Origin of the sequence: Streptomyces sp. NPDC057877, from assembly GCF_042796855.1 — a bacterium.
In the GTDB taxonomy this organism is placed as follows: domain Bacteria; phylum Actinomycetota; class Actinomycetes; order Streptomycetales; family Streptomycetaceae; genus Streptomyces.
In genome coordinates this window covers 109538-127085 of the sequence record NZ_JBHVMS010000012.1, presented here as the reverse complement: position 1 = coordinate 127085, position 17548 = coordinate 109538, and the positions used below count along the sequence as shown (strand labels likewise).

Genomic DNA, 17548 nt, shown 5'->3' with positions numbered 1-17548 from the left:
CGGCTCAGTCCGCCGTGGCCAGGAACTGCGTGGCCGCCAGCTCCGCGTACAGCGGGTCGGCGGCCACCAGCTCGCGGTGGGTGCCCACCGCCCGGACCCGGCCCGCGTCCATGACCACGATCCGGTCCGCCATCGTGACCGTGGACAGCCGGTGGGCGACCACCAGCACCGTCGTCGCCCGCGCCACATCGGCGACCGTGTCGCGCAGCGCCGCCTCGTTCACCGCGTCCAGCTGCGAGGTCGCCTCGTCCAGGAGCAGCAGCCGGGGGCGGCGCAGCAGCGCGCGGGCTATCGCGACCCGCTGCCGCTCCCCACCGGACAGCCGGGTGCCACGATGCCCGACGAGCGTGTCCAGACCGCCCGGCAGCCGCGCCACCAGCCCGTCCAGGCGGGTCGTCTTCAGCACCCGGGCCAGGGCGGCGTCGTCGGTGTCCGGATTGCCCAGCAGGAGATTGTCCCGCAGCGAACCGGACAGCACCGGCGCGTCCTGCTCCACATAGCCGATCGCGGACCGCAGCCGCGGCAGCTCCCACTCCGCGACATCCCGGCCGTCCACCGTGATCACCCCGGACTCGGGGTCGTAGAACCGCTCGATCAGCGAGAACACGGTGGTCTTGCCCGCGCCCGAGGGCCCCACGAACGCGGTCATGCCGCGCGGTGGCACGGCGAAGCTGACCCCGTGGTGGACGTACGGCAGATCGTCGGCGTAGCGGAAGCGGACGTCGTGGAAGGCGACCGCGGCCGGTTCCGTCGCGTCGACGGGGAGCGGGGCCGCCGGGGCGCGCTCCTCGGCGGGCAGCCGCAGCGCCTCCTGGATCCGGGTGAGCGCGGCCTTACCCGTCTGGTACTGCGTGATCGCGCCCACCACCTGCTGGATCGGCGCCATCAGATAGAAGACGTACAGCAGGAACGCCACCAGGGTGCCGATGTCGATCGCGTCGGTCGCCACCCGCGCCCCGCCCACCGCGAGCACCGTGATGAAGGCGCTCTGCATCGCCAGACCGGCCGTGTTGCCCGCCGCCGCCGACCACTTGGCGGCGCGCACGCTCTGCCGCCAGGACTCCTCGGCCGCCGCGTGCAGGGTGCGCTCCTCGCGGTGCTCGGCGCCGGACGCCTTCACCGTGCGCAGCGCGCCCAGCACCCGCTCCAGCGAGGCGCCCATCACCCCGATGGCGTCCTGCGCCTGCTTGCTGGCCCGGTTGATCCTCGGCACGATCACCCCGAGCACGGTCCCCGCGCCCAGCACCACCGCCAGCGTCACCGCGAGCAGCACCGGGTCCACCAGGCCCATCATCACCACGGTCGCCACGAGGGTCAGCCCGCCGGTGCCGAGGCCCACCAGGGAGTCCGTGGTGACCTCGCGCAGCAGGGTGGTGTCGGAGGTGATCCGGGCCATCAGATCGCCCGGCTCACTGCGGTCCACGGCGGCTATCCGCAGCCGCAGCAGATACGACGACAGGGCGCGCCGCGCGCCGAGCACCACCGACTCGGCGGTGCGCCGCAGCACGAACGAACCCAGCGCGCCCACCGACGCGTTGGCCACGACCAGCGCCGACATCAGCAGCAGCGCGCCGGTGATGGTCCGGTCATGGGACAGGTCGTCGATCAACTCCCGTGCCACCAGCGGCAGCAGCAGCCCCGTGGCGCCGGTGACCAGCGACAGCAGCGCGCCCACGAGCAGCGACCAGCGGTGCGGCGCGACATAGCCGAGCAGCAGCCGCCAAGGGGGCGGGGCGGGTTCCGTCGGGGCGATGCTCACGGGGCTCCTTCACCGGTCGGGCGAGAGATGTTCACCCTACGCGGGGCCACTGACAACGAATCTCCCGGCCGCCCGGGGAGCTGACGTTACTGATCAGTCACGCGTACGGTCGGAGACGACGGACGCAGCAGAGGAAGGGGTCAGCGCCATGGCGCAGGAAGTACGTGGTGTGATCGCACCGGGCAAGGACGAGCCGGTCCGGATCGAGACGATCGTGGTACCGGACCCGGGGCCCGGAGAGGCCGTCGTCCAGGTGCGGGCCTGCGGGGTCTGCCACACCGATCTGCACTACAAGCAGGGCGGCATCAACGACGAGTTCCCCTTCCTGCTCGGCCACGAGGCGGCCGGGGTGGTGGAGTCCGTCGGCGAGGGTGTGACCGACGTGGCCCCCGGTGACTTCGTGATCCTGAACTGGCGGGCGGTGTGCGGCCGGTGCCGGGCCTGTCTGCGGGGCCGCCCCTGGTACTGCTTCGACACCCACAACGCCGGGCAGAAGATGACCCTCGCCGCCACCGGCCAGGAGCTGTCCCCGGCCCTGGGCATCGGCGCGTTCGCCGACAAGACGCTGGTCGCGGCGGGCCAGTGCACCAAGGTCGACCCCGCCGTCTCCCCGGCCGTCGCCGGACTGCTGGGCTGCGGTGTGATGGCCGGGATCGGCGCCGCGATCAACACCGGCGGTGTCACCCGCGGTGACTCGGTCGCCGTGATCGGCTGCGGTGGTGTCGGTGACGCGGCGATCGCGGGCGCGCGGCTGGCCGGAGCGGCGAAGATCATCGCCGTGGACATCGACGACCGCAAGCTGGAGCTGGCCCGCTCGATGGGCGCGACCCACACCGTCAACTCCGCGCAGACCGACCCCGTCGAGGCGGTCCGGGACCTGACCGGCGGCTTCGGCGCGGACGTCGTCATCGAGGCGGTCGGCCGCCCGGAGACGTACCGACAGGCCTTCTACGCCCGTGACCTGGCGGGCACGGTCGTCCTGGTCGGCGTGCCCACGCCGGAGATGAAACTCGAACTGCCGCTGCTGGACGTCTTCGGCCGCGGCGGCGCGCTGAAGTCGAGCTGGTACGGCGACTGTCTGCCCTCCCGTGACTTCCCCATGCTCATCGACCTGCACCAGCAGGGCCGCCTCGACCTCGGCGCCTTCGTCACCGAGACGATCCAGCTCGACGAGGTGGAGAAGGCCTTCGAGCGGATGCACGCCGGTGACGTGCTGCGCTCGGTGGTGGTGCTGTGATGGCCGCCCGCGTCGAACGCCTCGTCACCTCCGGGCAGTTCAGCCTCGACGGCGGTACCTGGGACGTCGACAACAACGTCTGGATCGTCGGCGACGACACCGAGTGCGTCGTCATCGACGCCGCCCATGACGCCGACGCCATCGCGGCGGCCGTCGGCGACCGCAGGCTGACCGCGATCGTCTGCACCCACGCCCACAACGACCACGTCAACGCCGCCCCGGCCCTCGCCGAGCGCACCGGCGCCGTGATCTGGCTGCACCACGACGACCTGCCGCTGTGGAAGCAGACCCACCCGGACCGCGAGCCCGACGCCTGGCTGGTCGACGGCCAGGTGATCGAGGCCGCCGGTGCCGACCTCACGGTGGTGCACACCCCCGGCCACGCGCCCGGCGCGGTCTGCCTGTACGACCCCGGGCTCGGGGCGGTCTTCACCGGGGACACCCTCTTCCAGGGCGGCCCCGGCGCCACCGGACGGTCCTGGTCGCACTTCCCGACGATCATCGACTCGATCCGCGACCGGCTGCTCACCCTGCCGCCGGACACCAAGGTCCTCACCGGCCACGGCGACGCCACCACCATCGGGGAAGAGGCCCCGCACCTCCAGGAGTGGATCGACCGGGGCCACTGACGGCCTCGATCCGACCTCGCCCGACCCGGGCGAAAAAGACGACAGCAGATGTCCGGCTTCCCCGTCACCCTCGTAGCGGAGAACAGTCCACGACACGGGAGGCCGGACACATGGCAGGAACGCTGACGGGCAGGGTCGCACTGGTCGCGGGGGCGAGCCGGGGAGCCGGGCGCGGTATCGCCGTGGAACTCGGCGCGGCCGGGGCCACCGTCTACGTCACCGGACGCACCACCCGCGGCCACCGCTCGGAGTACGACCGCCCCGAGACCATCGACGACACCGCCGACCTGGTCACCGCCGCGGGCGGCCGGGGGATCGCCGTACCCACCGACCACCTCGACCCGGCGGCCGTACGCGCCCTGGTGGACCGCATCGACGGCGAGCAGGGTCGGCTCGACGTCCTCGTCAACGACATCTGGGGCGGCGAGAAGCTCTTTCAGTGGGACACCCCGGTCTGGGAGCACGACCTCGACAACGGCCTGCGCCTGCTCCGCCTCGCCGTGGAGACCCACGCCGTCACCAGCCACCGCGCCCTGCCGCTGCTGCTGCGCCACCCCGGCGGCCTGGTGGTCGAGATGACCGACGGCACCGCCGAGTACAACCGCGACACCTACCGCGTGAACTTCTTCTACGACCTCGCCAAGGCGTCCGTCCTGCGGATGGCCTTCGCCCTCGGCCATGAACTCGGCCCGCGCGGCGCCACCGCCGTGGCCCTCACCCCGGGCTGGCTGCGCTCGGAGATGATGCTGGAGGCCTACGGGGTGGGCGAGGACAACTGGCGTGACGCCCTCGACAAGGTCCCCCACTTCGCCATCTCCGAGACCCCGCGCTACGTCGGCCGCGCCGTCGCCGCCCTCGCCGCCGACCCGGACGTGGCCCGCTTCAACGGCGGCTCCCTCTCCAGCGGCGGCCTCGCCCAGGAGTACGGCTTCACCGACCTCGACGGCAGCCGCCCCGACGCCTGGCGCTATCTCGTCGAGGTCCAGGACCCGGGCAGGCCCGCGGACACCACCGGCTACCGCTGACACACGCGATGCTCGGCGGTCCCTGTGGCCCGGGACACCACACGGGCGGAAAACCCGGCCTGTGACGCAATCGACGCATTTCCTCAGCCCCGCCGTGCAACCACCGGCCCCCCATGTCGGTCTAGCAAGCAGACACCGCAGCGACCAGCGGAGCACTCCGCGTGAAAGGCGAGGCCAGCCATGGGGGACATGCGCAGACGGGGAGCCGTCGTTCTCGGAGTCACCGCGTTGGTGGCACCGGTCACACTTGTCGCGGGCGCCGGTCCGGCGCAGGCCGCGAGCTGTACGACCCAGACCGGGCCGTACCAGAAGCAGGTCGAGAAGTTCCTCGGACGGCCGGTCGACGGCAGGCAGTCACCCGCCGACTGCAAGGCGATCAAGGCCTTCCAGACCAAGCACGGCATCCAGCCGAACGTCGGCTACGCCGGGCCCATCACCTGGGGTGTGATGGACCTCATGCTCAAGCAGAAGGCCGTCGGCACCAACCCCAACAAGGCCGGTAAGTGCCCGGTGAACAAGGGCCGGATCGCCTGTGTGAACCTCACCCTCCAGCTGAGCTGGATCCAGGACGGCAAGAAGCTCGTGTACGGACCCGTGCCGGTGCGCACCGGCCGCAACGGGTACGAGACCCGCACCGGCCTGAAGAAGATCTACTGGCGGAACATCGACCACGTCTCCACCATCTACGACGTGCCCATGCCCTACAGCCAGTTCTTCGACGGCGGCCAGGCCTTCCACTCGGCGAACCTCAGCATGTGGAACCCGCCGGGCTCGCACGGCTGCGTCAACATGACCACGACCACCGCCAAGAAGTACTGGTCGCTCCTGAAGAAGGGCGACGACGTGTTCGTGTACGGCCGCAAGCCGGGCACGTGACCAGCAACACGGTCCGAATTGCCGGGTTCGCTCCTGATTACTCACAGCGCCTTCACGTCAGGACTCGTATGCTTCACGGCATGTCCACCACTGTTGAACCCCTCTCCGAGCGATCGGCCGCGGAGGTCAACGAGGAGATCAGGGCCCTGTGGCGCCGGTCGGGCGGGACACTCAACACCGAGCAGCGCGCGGAGTACCAGCGCCTCGTGATGGAGTGGGCCGCCGCGGCCCCGCAGTCCGCGCGGGCCGCCTGATCCCTCCGGTCGTACTCGGCGGCGGGTGGGTCATCCCCAAGTCGCCGAGTAATGGCGCTGATAGGACCTGCGATCCTGCTCAGCCCGGATCCACCGGGTCGCCACCAGCGCGACCAGACTCCCCGCCACGATCAGCAGCCCCGGCCCGACGTTGCGGGGATCCGACAGCCGCGACAGCACCGCCGTCGCCCTGACGTCCCCGCCCACCGGCGCCGACGACCCGGGCGAGGCGGCGCCGGGTGCCACCGCGCTCTGCGTCGCCGACGCGGACGGCTCCGGTGACGCCCCCGCCCCCTCCTCCTGGCCGCCCGCGCCCCGCGGCGCCGCCACGATCAGCCGCAGGTCCAGATCGGTGAGCGCCCTGGTCACCGGCTGGAAGAACGTCGTACCGCCCGCCGTGCAGTCACCGCTGCCGCCCGAGGTCACCCCGAGCGCGATCCCCTCCGAGAACAACGGGCCCCCGCTGTCCCCGGGTTCCGCGCACACGTCCGTCTCGATGAGCCCGCTGACCGTGCCCTCCGGGTAGTTCACCGTCGCGTCCAGCGCGGTCACCCGGCCGTCCCGCAGCCCCGTCGTACTGCCGCTGCGGAACACCCGCTGACCGACCGCGGGATCACCCAGGCCGGTGATCCGCACGCCGCGCCCGTCGCCCACGGCGACCACCTCGGCGCCGTCGCCCGCGCGGCCGTCGCCGTACTGGATGAGGGAGTAGTCGTCACCGGGGAAGCTCCGGTCGACCGTGCGGCCCACCTGCTGCCTGCCCTGGCTGTCGGCGAACCAGACCGAGCCGCCCGGCCCGCAGTGCCCGGCGGTGAGGATGAAGTCACGGCGCCCGTCGGTCACGTTGAACCCCGCCGAGCAGCGCCCGGCCGTCGACAGGATCTGCTGCGCCCCGTTCAGCCGGGTGGTGAAGGTGCCCTCGGTGCGCTCCATCCGCACGGAGCCGCCGAGGCTCTCGGCGAGGTCGGTCAGCCGCGACCAGTCGGCGCCGGAGACGGTGGTGTCACCGCGGACGACCACTTCGTTGGAGCGGTAGTCCACCGCCCACGCCGTGCCCGGTACCCGGGGCGCCGAACGCAGCGCGGCCGTGGCCGACTTCAGCTCGCGCATGCTGTGCGGTACGACCTTCGCCGCCGCGCCCGCGGCGCGCACCTCGGCGGCCGCCTGCCGGTCGGTGACCGCGACGACCGGCCGCCCGTCGTCGCCGATCCAGCTGCCCGCCGTACGGGTGGTGCCGAGGCGGTCCAGGAGTTCCGCGCCGGGCGCGACCGCCGCACCCGTCGCGGCGCGTGGCTCCGCGGGCACCCCTGGAGGCTCGCTGGCGACGGCCCGGGTGACCATCACCGTGCCCAGGAGAAGTCCACCGACGGCCGCCAGCCGTGTCACCCGCCGGACGATCCGTCGTCGTGCGTGCCTCATGCATGGCTCCCGAACCCCGAACACGCGGCGTCAGCACCGCGGGGCACCCGGGTTGTCGAGCGCCCCCTGTCCATACGTGCCGGGACCCGGGGGCGTTCAACGTCCTTGCTCAGTTCACCTCTTGAGCGCCACGCCGCCGAACATGGCGACCTCCTCCGGCTCCGGCCCCGCGGCGGACTCCGGACGCCAGCGCGAGCAGGACACCACGCCCGGCTCCAGGAGTTCGTAGCCGTCGAAGAACCGGGTCACGGCCTCGGGCGTGCGCTGGGTCAGCTTCGGGGTGCCGTGCTCGTTCCAGAACCGCACCGCCTCGTCGACGTCCGGCATCGAGGGGCTGGTGATGGTGTGCGACAGCACCAGATGGCTGCCCGCGGGCAGCGCGTCCATCAGCCGCCGCACCACGCCGTACGGGTCCTCGTCGTCCCGCAGGAAGATGACCACGCCGAGCAGCACCAGTGCCACGGGCTGGCTGAGGTCCAGGGTCTTCGCCGCGTGGCCGAGGATCGCGTCGACGTTGCGCAGGTCCTCGTCGAGGTAGTCGGTACGGCCCTCGGGGGTGCTGGTCAGCAGGGCGCGGGCGTGCGCGAGGACCAGCGGGTCGTTGTCGACGTAGACGATCCGTGACTCCGGGGCTATGCGCTGCGCCACCTCGTGGGTGTTGTCGGCGGTCGGCAGGCCGGTGCCGATGTCCAGGAACTGGCGGATTCCGGCCTCGCTCACCAGATGGCGCACGGCCCGCCCGAGGAACAGCCGGTCCGCGCGGGCGTACTCGCCGATGCCCGGGTGGAGCTGGCGGATCTGGTCACCGGCCGCGCGGTCGACCTCGTAGTTGTCCTTGCCGCCGAGCCAGTAGTTCCAGATCCGCGCCGTGTGCGGCTGGGAGGTGTTGATGCGCTCACGCAGCGTCTCGGCGACGCCGTCCGTCGCAGACGGGTTCTCGGTCACGGGTCAGCTCCTGGAATGCCTGGTGCCGTGTGCAGTGTCAAGGAGCAATCTAGACGCCTGAGTTGATCTTTGCCGCCGGTCCGGTGTTTTCGTCCTGGACCGCCCTACACTCCGGGAATGGACGAGACGCTGCTGAAGCAGCTCGGCGACGGCAGGTACCTGCTGCTGATCAGCCACCGCAAGGACGGCACGGGCGTGCCCACCCCGGTCTGGGTGGTCCGCGACGGGGAGGAGGCGCTCGGTGTGTGGACGGTCGCCGACTCCTGGAAGGTGAAGCGGATCCGGCGCCGCGCGGACGTCCGGGTCGCCGCCTGCGATCTGCGCGGCAACCCCCGGGGCCCGGAGTACCCGGCCACCGCCGAGATCTGCGACGCCGCCACGAGCGCCCGCTACCGCAAGCTCATCGCCCGCAAGTACGGCGTCGTCGGCCGCCTCACGCTCCTCGGCAGCCGACTGCGCCGGGGCGCGTCCGGGACCGTCGGCATCCGGGTCACCCCGAACCCCTGAGGCCGGGTCAGCTCCAGGGCCGGTACGGCTCGTCGAGAAGCTGGAACACCGGCTCGCCGCGCACCGGGTCCTTGGCGGTGGACAGCCGCACCCGGTCGCCGCTGTGGATGCCGACGGGCGGGCCCATGACCCGGCCGCGCACCACGAAGCCCTCGGCCATCTCGATCAGGGAGATGTTGCGCGCGGCGGGGGTGTTGCGGTGCACCACCGTCGAGTGGCGGACCGTGCCGGTGCCCTCGCTGCGCTCCGTGCGCAGGTCGCTGCCCTGGCAGACCGGGCACAGCAGCCGGTGGTACATGGCCGTGCCGCACCAGGTGCAGCGCTGGTAGACCAGGGTCTCCTTGTCCGGGGTGGCGTGGTCGAGGACGCCCGTGGCGGTACCGGTGCCCTGCTGACGTCCCGAGTGGTGTCCTGAGTGGTGGTACACGCTGGTCAACTCCCTGCGCTCGGCCGGAAATCCCACGTGCGCGGCTCACCCGTGCACGGACGTGCCCGGTCGCCGTGCCACCGTGCACGGCGACAGCGTATGGCACTCAGTGCCAGCCGTAAAGGGACTCGGTACCGGAAATTCGGGCCTCAGTCGCGCGTTGCCGGGGGAGGGGCCCGGAGCCACTTGGGATCGAGGTGCTCCGGGGATGACTCTGTGCTGGCACTCCGTGCCGAACCAGGGGTAAGAGCAGGTCCCGGCCGTGCACCGCTTAACCTTTCGGCACCGTTCCGCGCCCCTGGGAGAGCCGCCATGCCGTCCACCCGCCCCCGCATCCTGTACGTGACCGACCTGGCGTACCAGGCGCGCGGGCGCCGCTACTGCGACGAGGACATCCACCTCACCGCCCGGCTCCGCGAGGACTTCGACGTGGCCCTGTGCCATCCGCTGGACGCTCTCGCGCTGATGGACGCCTTCGACGCCGTGGTGGTCCGCAACAGCGGGCCGGTGCTCGCGTACCAGGAGGCGTACGAGGCCTTCCGCGCGCACGCGCTGCGCACCGGGGCGCGGGTCTACAACCCGCTCACCGGCCGCGCCGACATGAGCGGCAAGCGGTACCTGGTCGATCTCACCACCGCCGGGTTCCCCGTCATCCCCACCGTCGACAGCGCGGCGGACCTGCACCGGCTGCCGGAGGCCGAGCGGTACGTGGTCAAGCCCAGGCTCGGCGCCGACTCCATAGGCCTGCGGATCGTGCCCGGGGACGGGCTGTCCGGCCTGGTCGACGGGACCGTACTGGTCCAGCCGCACATCGACTTCGCCTACGAGGTCTCGTTCTACTTCGTCGACCACGACTTCCGGTACGCCCTGTACGCCCCGCGCCCCGACCGGCGCTGGCAGCTGGAGCCGTACGAACCCACCGTCGAGGACCTGGAGTTCGCCCGCCGCTTCGTCGACTGGAACGGCATCGAGCACGGCATCCAGCGCGTCGACGCCTGCCGCGCCCCGGGCGGGGAACTCCTGCTCGTCGAGCTGGAGGACCTGAACCCGTATCTGTCCCTGGACGCCCTGCCGGAGGACCGGCGGGACGCCTTCGTCGCGGCGTTCAAGACCTCGCTGCGGCGCCTGCTCGCCGGGTGACGGCTCAGGCGTCGTCCGGTGCCGTCACCCGGGCCACCGCGGCGGCCACCTGACGCTGCACCGCGTCCGGCAGGGGGTCGCCCTGGACGGCGGTCACCAGGTCGTCGGCCAGGCGGTGCAGCTTGGTGTTGGTGTGCTGGGAGGCCGTCACCAGCACCTCCCAGGCCTGTTCCGGGCTCAGTCCGAAGGAGGCCATCAGGACCCCGCGGGCCAGGTCGATGACCGGCCGGGTCTGCATGGCCCGGCGCAGCTGGACGACCTCCACCCCGAGGCTGCGGTCGCCGTCGCCGCCCGCCGGTGTCGGGGTGAACATCGCGAGCGTGCCGGTCAGGGCGAGCAGCCGCCCCGCGGCGGGCCCGGTGGACCGGACGGTGACCGTCTTCCCCTGGGCCAGGGCCTGTTCGCGCAGGGTGAGCAGGGTGTTGAGGGTGGAGCAGTCGCAGAACTCAACGCCCGTGAGATCCAGGTCGACGCCCTCGGCGGAGTCGGTCAGGGCCTCCCGCAGGGCCTTCTGCACCTGGTCGTCCACCGGAAGGCCGAGTTCACCCTGGAGGGTCACGAGGGTGCGGGTGCCCTCCGGGCGGGCATCGACCAACGGGACCACTGCCGTGGGCGTGGTGTCCACTGACGGGGGCAACGCGGAATGCGCGGACTCCGGCATGGCCGCCTCTCCCTTGTGTTCCGGCCGTACGCCTACAGGCTCACCCCAGCGAGGAGAACACGTCAAGAGATACCGGAAACGAATTTCGGGCTTTTGTATGCGGGAATGGCCGGTCGTATGCTGTGCCCATGGGTGGAGTGCCTGAGCCGCATACAGGATGGACGTTTCTCACCAATCATGCCCGCGTGCTGGCCGCCATCGCCGATGATCGCAATGCCCGCATCCGGGACATCGCCGCGTACTGCCGGCTCACCGAGCGGGCCGTGCAGAAGATCATCGCCGATCTGGAGCAGGACGGATACCTGTCGCACACCAGGGAGGGCCGCGGGAACACGTACCGGATCGAGCCAGGGAAGGTGCTGCGCCATCCGGCCGAGTCCGGACTGAGCGTGGCCTCGCTGCTGGCGCTTCTCGTCCAGGACGAGGCGCACCGGGTGCGGGAGACCGCGGGCCGCACCGGCGAGGGTTGACCGCCGGGTTACCGGGGGCCGAGCGGCACTCTGATGTCGAGCACGCAGACATCGTCCCGCCGTTCGTCCTCGCCCTCCAGCACCGCCGACAGCAGGGGACTCAGCGACCCCGGCGCCTCCAGATGGCGGGCCGTGGCGGCTCGGGCGAGCCGCTCAAGCCCGCTGTCGATGATCTCGCCGGGCCGCTCCACCAGACCGTCGGTGTACAGCAGCAGCCGGTCGCCCGGTTCGAGGCGGCACTCGGCCTCCTCGTAGTGGGGCGTGGCCGTCGCCCCGAGCAGCATCCCGGCGGGCCGGTCGAGGTAGCGCACCTCGCCGCCCCGCTTCAGCAGCGGCGGCGGGTGGCCCGCCTGCGCCCACGCCAGGCGCCGCTCCTCGGGGTGGTAGCGGGCCAGCACCATGGTCGCCGTGCCATGGGGGTCGTGGGAGTGCAGCAGCAGGGTGTTGAGGCGGCTGAGCGCGCCGGTCGGTGACGAGCCCGTGCTCACCATGCCCTTGGCGGTGAAGCGGAGCTGGGCCATGGTGGCGACGGCGTCGACGCCGTGCCCGGCGACGTCGCCGACCACGAACAGCGCGCTGCCGTCGGGCAGTTCGATGGCGCTGAACCAGTCGCCGCCGACGTGCAGCCCCGACTGCGCGGGCAGGTAGGCCACTTCCACCCGCAGCCCGGCCAGCCGCAGCGGCTGTCGGCGCGGCAGCGGCAGCAACGCGTGCTGGAGGCGCCCCGCGAGCGCCCGCTCGGCCTGGAGGGCGCCGTGCTGCACCAGGACCGCCCGCTCGCTCTCCACCAGCGCCAGCTCCGCGCTGCGCTGGGCGGTCAGGTCCTGCACGAAGCCGTGCACCTCCACGGGCGTGCCCTGGGCGTCCTGCACCGTCTCGGCGACGGCCCGCAGATGCCGTACGGTCCCGGCCGTGCGGATGCGGAACGGCACGTCCAGCGGGCGCCCGTCGCGCAGCAGGGCCCGGACGGCGCCGGTGAAGACCGGGCGGTCCTCGGGCACGGCCAGGGCCGGGAGGGCGGTGAGCGGGAGCGGGCCGTCGGCGGGGTCGAGGGCCAGGGCGGTGTGCACCTGGTCCGACCAGAGCGCCTCGTCGGTGACCAGGTTCCAGCTCGCCCAGCCGAGGTTGCCCAGCCGCTGCATGTCCGCCAGCCGCTGTTCCTGCTGGTCCGTCGGGGCGGACCGGGACCAGCTGACGACCAGCCCGTCGCCCAGCCGCTCGGCGCGCACGCTGTGGGCGGCCGGTGCCGCGGCACCGGGCGGCAGCGCGAACGGCCCGGCCTCGTACGGCTCCCCGGTGTCCAGGGCGCGCCGCAGCCCCGACCGGAGCGTGTCGTCCGCGTCGGGCCAGCACTCCCCGAGCCGCAGCCCGATGAGCGGGCGTCCGGCCAGGCCCAGCAGGTCGGCCGCCTCCGGGGTGGCCGCGACGACGCGGTGGTCCTCGGGCCCACCCGCCGCCGCGCGGAGCGGACGCAGCAGCGCCACCGCGCCCGGCAGCGCCCCGATCACCGCCGCTACGGCGTCCAGGGCGGCGTCGGCCGTGTCCCGGGAGAGGGTGCGCAGGCGCCCGGCGCACAGCGGGACGACGGCCCCGAGCAGCTCCCGGACGCCGGGGGTGAACGGTCCGCCGTGCTCACGCAGCAGCCCTACGGACACCTCCGCGGTGTCCCCGGCCCGCACGGGCAGCCAGGCGCTCGCACGCCAGCGACCCGGGTGGCCGCCGATCGGCAGATACCGCTCCTGGTCCGCGCCGGTGCCCTCCAGCCAGCGCGGCTCACCCGAGCGCAGCGCGTCCAGCGCGGGGAACCCGCTCAGCGGGGGCAGCCGCCGCCACTGCGCGGCCAGCGTGTCGTCGATTCCGGCGCGCCCGGCGAGTTCGAGGCCGCCGGCGGGCAGCCGGGCGTAGATCATGACGGCGTCGGCGCCCACCGGCGGCCCGAGGTGCTCCAGCAGGCATCCGGCCAGGTCCTGCGTGGTGCGGACGTGAACGAGCCCCTCGCCGAGGCGGGCGAGCACCCCGGAGCGGTCCTGTGTCGTGGGGGCGTCCGGGGAGACGGTGCCGAGCGAGGGGCGCACGGGGGCGGGGGCGATCCGTGGCGCCCGCTCCAGCAGGCCGCCGAGCGTGATCCAGCACTCCTCGATCAGCGTGCGGTTCCCGGCCTTCGCGCGCTGTGTCAGCTCCTCGAAGGCGGCGTCCGCCGAACAGCCCGTGAGCGCCATGACCGCGCCCGTGGCACGCTCCAGGACCGCCGACGTCCCGGCACCCTCGGCCGTGACGCCGCGCTCCGGGGGGACGGCCGGATCGCTGGTCACGCGTTGAGCATGGCACATCGAGGTGGCCCCGGTCGCGCCCTTGCCCGGAGAGATCCGTTCAGGGCCGCGGGTACAGCCACTGCCGCAGCGCCCTGCTGAGCACCGGCATCACCAGATACGTCAGCAGGGGCAGCAGGAGCACCGGGAACACGGCGGCGCGCAGGGGCAGCGGCCAGGTCTGGGTGTGGGGCGTGATCAGCCACTGGATGAGGAACGTGAAGGGGTACGCGCCCAGGAACGTGGTGAACACCATCTTCCAGCGCGGCGGCGGGCGGACCGTGGTGCCGGGCAGCCCGAACCAGGTCTCCAGGCCGGTCGTCGACTGCCGCTGGCTGCTGACCTCCCTGGCGATGCCCTCGATCCGGGCGTGCCAGTCGGCCCGCTCCTCGGAGTCCAGCCAGGCGGTGAGCCGGTGGGAGTCGCTGAAGCGCAGCAGCGCGTGGTAACGGTGGCCGCCGTTCTCGGGGCGCAGCCAGGTCACGCCCTCGTTGCCGGGGAACTCCTGCGCACAGCGGGTGATGCCGTGCGCCCACTCCTCGAACTGCCGCTCCCGGCCGGGGCGCACCCGCCAGGTGAGGACCGTGGTCACGGGCTCGGCCCGGTGCTGCTGGGTGGCGCTCATGCTCACCACGAGTGCCACACCGGGCCCGCGCCATGCGTGCGCGGCTCAGCGTCCCGTGCCCCGGTCGGCGAGTGCCTGGGTGACGGTGCGGATGCTGCGGGCGAGGTGCTGGAGCTGGAGGACCTCGGCGGCGTAGAGCTTGATGGTGTGCTCGATCGCCGACTCGTGCATGCCGAGGCGGGGCAGGTCGGTGCGGGCGGTCTGGAGGGCGGTGCGGGCGATCCGGATCTCCTGCTCGACCTGGATCTGGGCGTGCCGGGCGAGCAGGACGGGGTGGCGCAGGAACACCGGGTAGCTGGCGTAGCGCGCGGGCACCAGCTCACGGAGCCACCTGGCCGCGGAGCGTTCCCAGTCGTAGCTGCCGGGCGTCTTCACCTGGCAGGGCCAGTCCGGGCTGGTGCGCGTGGACGTCAGGGGCATGATCTTCGCTTCCGGTGTGCTGCGTCGTCACGGATGGTCCGACGGTGGGGGCGGCCCCGGCCTAGGGGATGACCGGGGCCGCGCCCGCCCGCAGTATTTATATATGCCGTCGCCATTGCAAGAGGTATGAAAACATTCATGTGTGATGGGGAACCGGGGGCCGCCGTTCCCGTCGGGCCGGGCCGTCAGTCCCGCAGGAAGAAGTGGTGCTGGTCGGAGACGTGCTCGTACGCCTCGAGCCGCGCCTGGGTGCGCTCCGGGTCGGCGTCCGTCATCGCCTGGAGCAGCGCGGCGGCCATCACGCCCGGCGCGGCGTAGGAGTCGAAGACCAGCCGGGACCCGGTCCCGGTGGCGAAGGTGACGTCGACCTCGTCGACCATCGGCCCCAGCGCCAGATCCGTGATCAGGGCGACCCGGAGCCCCGCCTCGCGCGCCACCCGCACCGCGGTGAGCGTCTCCTGGGCGTGCCGGGGCAGCGAGAACGCCAGCACCCAGGTGCCGCCCGCCTCCCGGGACTGCAGCAGCGCGTCGTAGGCGACGGTGCCGCCCCGGGTGACCAGCCGCACGTCCGGGTGGATCCGGCGGGCCGCGTACGCGAAGTACTCGGCGAGCGACGCGGAGATCCGCAGCCCCAGCACGGTCAGCGGCGCCGACGCCGACAGCCTGCGCCCGATGTCGATCAGCTGGTCCGGGTCGGCGAAGTCCCGGCGCAGGTTCTCCAGGTTCTCGATCTCGGCGTCCACCGCCGCCTGCAGTTCGTTGCCGGTGTTCTCCTCGGCCGCCGCCGGGCCCTGGGCCAGGGTGCCCAGCGCGATCGACTGCAACTGCTCGCGCAGCGCGGGGTAGCCGCTGAAGCCGACCGCCGCCGCGAACCGGGTCACCGACGGCTGGCTGACCCCGGCCCGCTCCGCGAGATCGGTGATCGACAGGAACGCCGCCTCGGTGATGTGCTCGATCAGGTACTGGGCGATGCGCCGCTGCCCGGGCGACAGCCGGGGCCGGTCGAACAGCGCCCTGAGCCGGGAGGCCGGGGCGGCCTCCGTCTCCGGCACCGTCTTCCCCGAGGTGATCGCGGATGCCTGTGCGCGTGCCTGCTGCGGCGATGGCACCGGTGCCCTCCTTAGGTCCTCACGGAGTTTTCAACATAGCTCACCCACAGCGCTGACCAGGGCCGGATGCAAGGCGCAAGACGGCCCCGGTCAGCGGCGGTAGAGCGTGATCGAGTGGCCGACCCGGTCCACCTCACGGCTGCCCGCCAGCAGCTCCGCCAGCCGCCCGCGCGCCTTCGCCGCCGCCGAGTCCGACACCACCAGCAGCCCGCGCACCGCGGCCACCGGCACCCCGCGCGGATCCCGCGCGTCGATGCCGTAGTACGACGGCACCCCGCTGCCCTTGTAGACCAGCCAGACCCGCTCACCCGGGTACCGCGCGCGCAGCCGGTCGGCGAGGCGGCCCAGGTCCTGGCCCCAGTCCACGTTGGAGTCGTGCAGATGGCGCCGGGTCGCCGCCGGACCCCCGAACGCCTCGTTGGCGTACGGCAGGTAGTAGGGATACGTCCGCAGCGAACTGACCGCCACCCACACCACCAGCGCGCCGACCGCCAACGGCGCCCAGCGCCACCGCACCGCCAGCACACAGCCCGCCGCCACGGCCGCGAACACCGGCAGGAAGACGGCGTACCGGGTGCCGAAGTCCCGTGCCCCCGCCATCGCCGCGGCCAGCAGCACGGCGGCGGGCAGCAGCAGGTACGGCGCCACCGGCCGCAGCCGCCGTACCGCCAGCACCGCGACCGCACCGGCCGCCCCCAGCGCGAGCAGCCCCAGCGGGGTCTTCACCAGCAGCGCGGCGGGCAGGTAGTACCACCGCGAGCCGTCGTAGACCCGGCCGAACAGGAAGCCCTGCCAGGGATGGTTCTCCAGCGCGAACTGGACGCGCATCCCGTCCCGGTACGCCTCCGGGAACGGCAGCAGCGCCACCAGCAGCCCGCGCCGCCCGGCCACCACCGGCACCCGCTGCCGGGGCTCCCAGCCCAGCCGGGGATCGGCCAGCAGGTACGCCGCCCACACCACGGCGATCGCGGCCACCGCCACCACCGCCGCGCCCAGCACGGCCCGGCGCCACCGGCGCGGCCCCACCGAGAGCACCGCGAGACCCAGCAGTACCGGCACCGCCGCCAGCGCGCTCATCTTCGTGGCCACCGCCGCCCCCAGCGCCACCCCGGCCAGCGGCAGACACCACCGGGGCCGCGTCCGGGCCCGCCACAGGAGCCACACCGACGTCAGCAGGAACCCGGCCACGGGCACGTCCAGGGTGGCCAGCGAACCGTGCGCGATCACATCGGGGGAGAAGGCGTACAGCGCCAGCGCCGCCAACCCGCCCCACACGCCCGCAAGTTCCCGGGCGAAGGCGAAGACCACCAGCCCGAACAGCAGCGTCAGCACGATCACCGGCAGCCGCGCGGCCAGCAGCACCTGCCCGGCGTCGTTGCCGGACCCGTACAGCACCCGCCGCCCCCACGCCCCCTGCCCACCGGCGAAGTCCGCCCCGTCGACCCGTGCCCCCGAGAACGCCACCCCCGCCGCGACGATCAGCTTGCCGAGCGGCGGGTGCTCGGGGTTGTGACGCAGCCCGTACCCATGGAGGTAGTCGGCGGCGGCACCCACGTACACCGGCTCGTCGATGGTGGGCGTCTGCTGGACGGCGGCCGTCACCATCGCCACCGCCATCTGGGCCAGCAGCACCCCCACGACGAGCGGCACCAGCCACCCGGGGGCGCGCCGCCGCAAGGAGATGCCTCCGGGCCACCACATGCCCCCACTCTCGCACCCACCGGCGGCGGGGGCGG

Annotated in this window: 18 protein-coding genes; 8 read left to right on the top strand and 10 right to left on the bottom strand. The window is 72.9% G+C overall.

Annotated elements, in window-relative coordinates; genetic code table 11:
• Nucleotides 1–4: 4 nt before the first annotated feature.
• The gene (locus ACFVQG_RS32275; protein ID WP_383390257.1) at nt 5–1759 is read right to left on the bottom strand and encodes an ABC transporter ATP-binding protein; all 1755 of its coding nucleotides are present in this window, start codon (nt 1757–1759) and stop codon (nt 5–7) included.
• A 148-nt stretch (nt 1760–1907) separates the two neighbouring features.
• On the opposite strand from ACFVQG_RS32275, the gene ACFVQG_RS32270 reads away from it, so the two are divergent.
• The 5 genes from ACFVQG_RS32270 (at nt 1908) to ACFVQG_RS32250 (ending at nt 5780) form a co-directional block, all read left to right on the top strand.
• Nucleotides 1908–2996, top strand: a complete 1089-nt coding sequence (locus tag ACFVQG_RS32270) for an S-(hydroxymethyl)mycothiol dehydrogenase (protein ID WP_383390256.1) — start codon at nt 1908–1910, stop codon at nt 2994–2996.
• Nucleotides 2996–3625 (top strand): MBL fold metallo-hydrolase, encoded by a 630-nt coding sequence (locus tag ACFVQG_RS32265; RefSeq protein ID WP_383390254.1) that lies wholly within the window; start codon nt 2996–2998, stop codon nt 3623–3625. Before ACFVQG_RS32270 ends, ACFVQG_RS32265 begins: the two co-directional genes overlap by 1 nt.
• Nucleotides 3626–3735: 110 nt before the next feature.
• Nucleotides 3736–4650: an SDR family oxidoreductase gene (locus ACFVQG_RS32260; protein WP_383390252.1), complete on the top strand. Its 915-nt coding sequence runs from the start codon at nt 3736–3738 to the stop codon at nt 4648–4650.
• Between the two features lie 447 nt (nt 4651–5097).
• Complete coding sequence (locus ACFVQG_RS32255) at nt 5098–5526, top strand: L,D-transpeptidase (protein ID WP_383390250.1); 429 nt, start codon at nt 5098–5100, stop codon at nt 5524–5526.
• Between the two features lie 68 nt (nt 5527–5594).
• Nucleotides 5595–5780 carry a hypothetical protein gene (locus ACFVQG_RS32250; RefSeq protein ID WP_210919516.1) on the top strand — a complete coding sequence of 62 codons (186 nt, stop codon included), beginning with the start codon at nt 5595–5597 and terminating at the stop codon, nt 5778–5780.
• 30 nt (nt 5781–5810) lie between these two features.
• On the opposite strand, the gene ACFVQG_RS32245 is transcribed toward ACFVQG_RS32250, so the two are convergent.
• Nucleotides 5811–7199, bottom strand: a complete 1389-nt coding sequence (locus ACFVQG_RS32245; RefSeq protein WP_383390246.1) for a S1 family peptidase — start codon at nt 7197–7199, stop codon at nt 5811–5813.
• Nucleotides 7200–7313: 114 nt separating this feature from the next.
• A complete protein-coding gene (locus ACFVQG_RS32240) occupies nt 7314–8144 on the bottom strand; it encodes an SAM-dependent methyltransferase (RefSeq protein WP_383390244.1) in 831 nt (276 codons plus the stop codon).
• Between the two features lie 117 nt (nt 8145–8261).
• On the opposite strand from ACFVQG_RS32240, the gene ACFVQG_RS32235 reads away from it, so the two are divergent.
• Nucleotides 8262–8651, top strand: coding sequence for a PPOX class F420-dependent oxidoreductase (locus ACFVQG_RS32235; protein ID WP_383390241.1), 390 nt, complete (start codon nt 8262–8264; stop codon nt 8649–8651).
• A gap of 7 nt (nt 8652–8658) precedes the next feature.
• On the opposite strand, the gene ACFVQG_RS32230 is transcribed toward ACFVQG_RS32235, so the two are convergent.
• Nucleotides 8659–9078 carry a Zn-ribbon domain-containing OB-fold protein gene (locus ACFVQG_RS32230; protein ID WP_383390239.1) on the bottom strand — a complete coding sequence of 140 codons (420 nt, stop codon included), beginning with the start codon at nt 9076–9078 and terminating at the stop codon, nt 8659–8661.
• A gap of 312 nt (nt 9079–9390) precedes the next feature.
• On the opposite strand from ACFVQG_RS32230, the gene ACFVQG_RS32225 reads away from it, so the two are divergent.
• Entirely contained in the window at nt 9391–10218 is an 828-nt protein-coding gene (locus ACFVQG_RS32225) for a hypothetical protein (protein WP_383390236.1), read from the top strand.
• Between the two features lie 4 nt (nt 10219–10222).
• Here the strand turns inward: ACFVQG_RS32225 and ACFVQG_RS32220 are convergent, their stop codons facing one another.
• A complete protein-coding gene (locus tag ACFVQG_RS32220; RefSeq protein ID WP_383390233.1) occupies nt 10223–10879 on the bottom strand; it encodes an ANTAR domain-containing protein in 657 nt (218 codons plus the stop codon).
• Between the two features lie 128 nt (nt 10880–11007).
• On the opposite strand from ACFVQG_RS32220, the gene ACFVQG_RS32215 reads away from it, so the two are divergent.
• Nucleotides 11008–11349 carry a MarR family transcriptional regulator gene (locus ACFVQG_RS32215; protein ID WP_383390231.1) on the top strand — a complete coding sequence of 114 codons (342 nt, stop codon included), beginning with the start codon at nt 11008–11010 and terminating at the stop codon, nt 11347–11349.
• A gap of 8 nt (nt 11350–11357) precedes the next feature.
• On the opposite strand, the gene ACFVQG_RS32210 is transcribed toward ACFVQG_RS32215, so the two are convergent.
• The 5 genes from ACFVQG_RS32210 to ACFVQG_RS32190 all read right to left on the bottom strand — a co-directional run bounded on the left by ACFVQG_RS32210 (nt 11358) and on the right by ACFVQG_RS32190 (nt 17513).
• On the bottom strand, nt 11358–13679 hold the full coding sequence (locus ACFVQG_RS32210; protein ID WP_383390228.1) for a SpoIIE family protein phosphatase: 2322 nt from the start codon (nt 13677–13679) through the stop codon (nt 11358–11360).
• Between the two features lie 40 nt (nt 13680–13719).
• Nucleotides 13720–14283: an antibiotic biosynthesis monooxygenase gene (locus ACFVQG_RS32205; RefSeq protein WP_383390225.1), complete on the bottom strand. Its 564-nt coding sequence runs from the start codon at nt 14281–14283 to the stop codon at nt 13720–13722.
• Between the two features lie 45 nt (nt 14284–14328).
• Entirely contained in the window at nt 14329–14703 is a 375-nt protein-coding gene (locus ACFVQG_RS32200; protein WP_383390222.1) for a hypothetical protein, read from the bottom strand.
• Between the two features lie 185 nt (nt 14704–14888).
• A complete protein-coding gene (locus ACFVQG_RS32195) occupies nt 14889–15812 on the bottom strand; it encodes a MurR/RpiR family transcriptional regulator (RefSeq protein ID WP_383390221.1) in 924 nt (307 codons plus the stop codon).
• Between the two features lie 90 nt (nt 15813–15902).
• Entirely contained in the window at nt 15903–17513 is a 1611-nt protein-coding gene (locus ACFVQG_RS32190; RefSeq protein WP_383390219.1) for a phospholipid carrier-dependent glycosyltransferase, read from the bottom strand.
• Between the last annotated feature and the right edge of the window lie 35 nt (nt 17514–17548).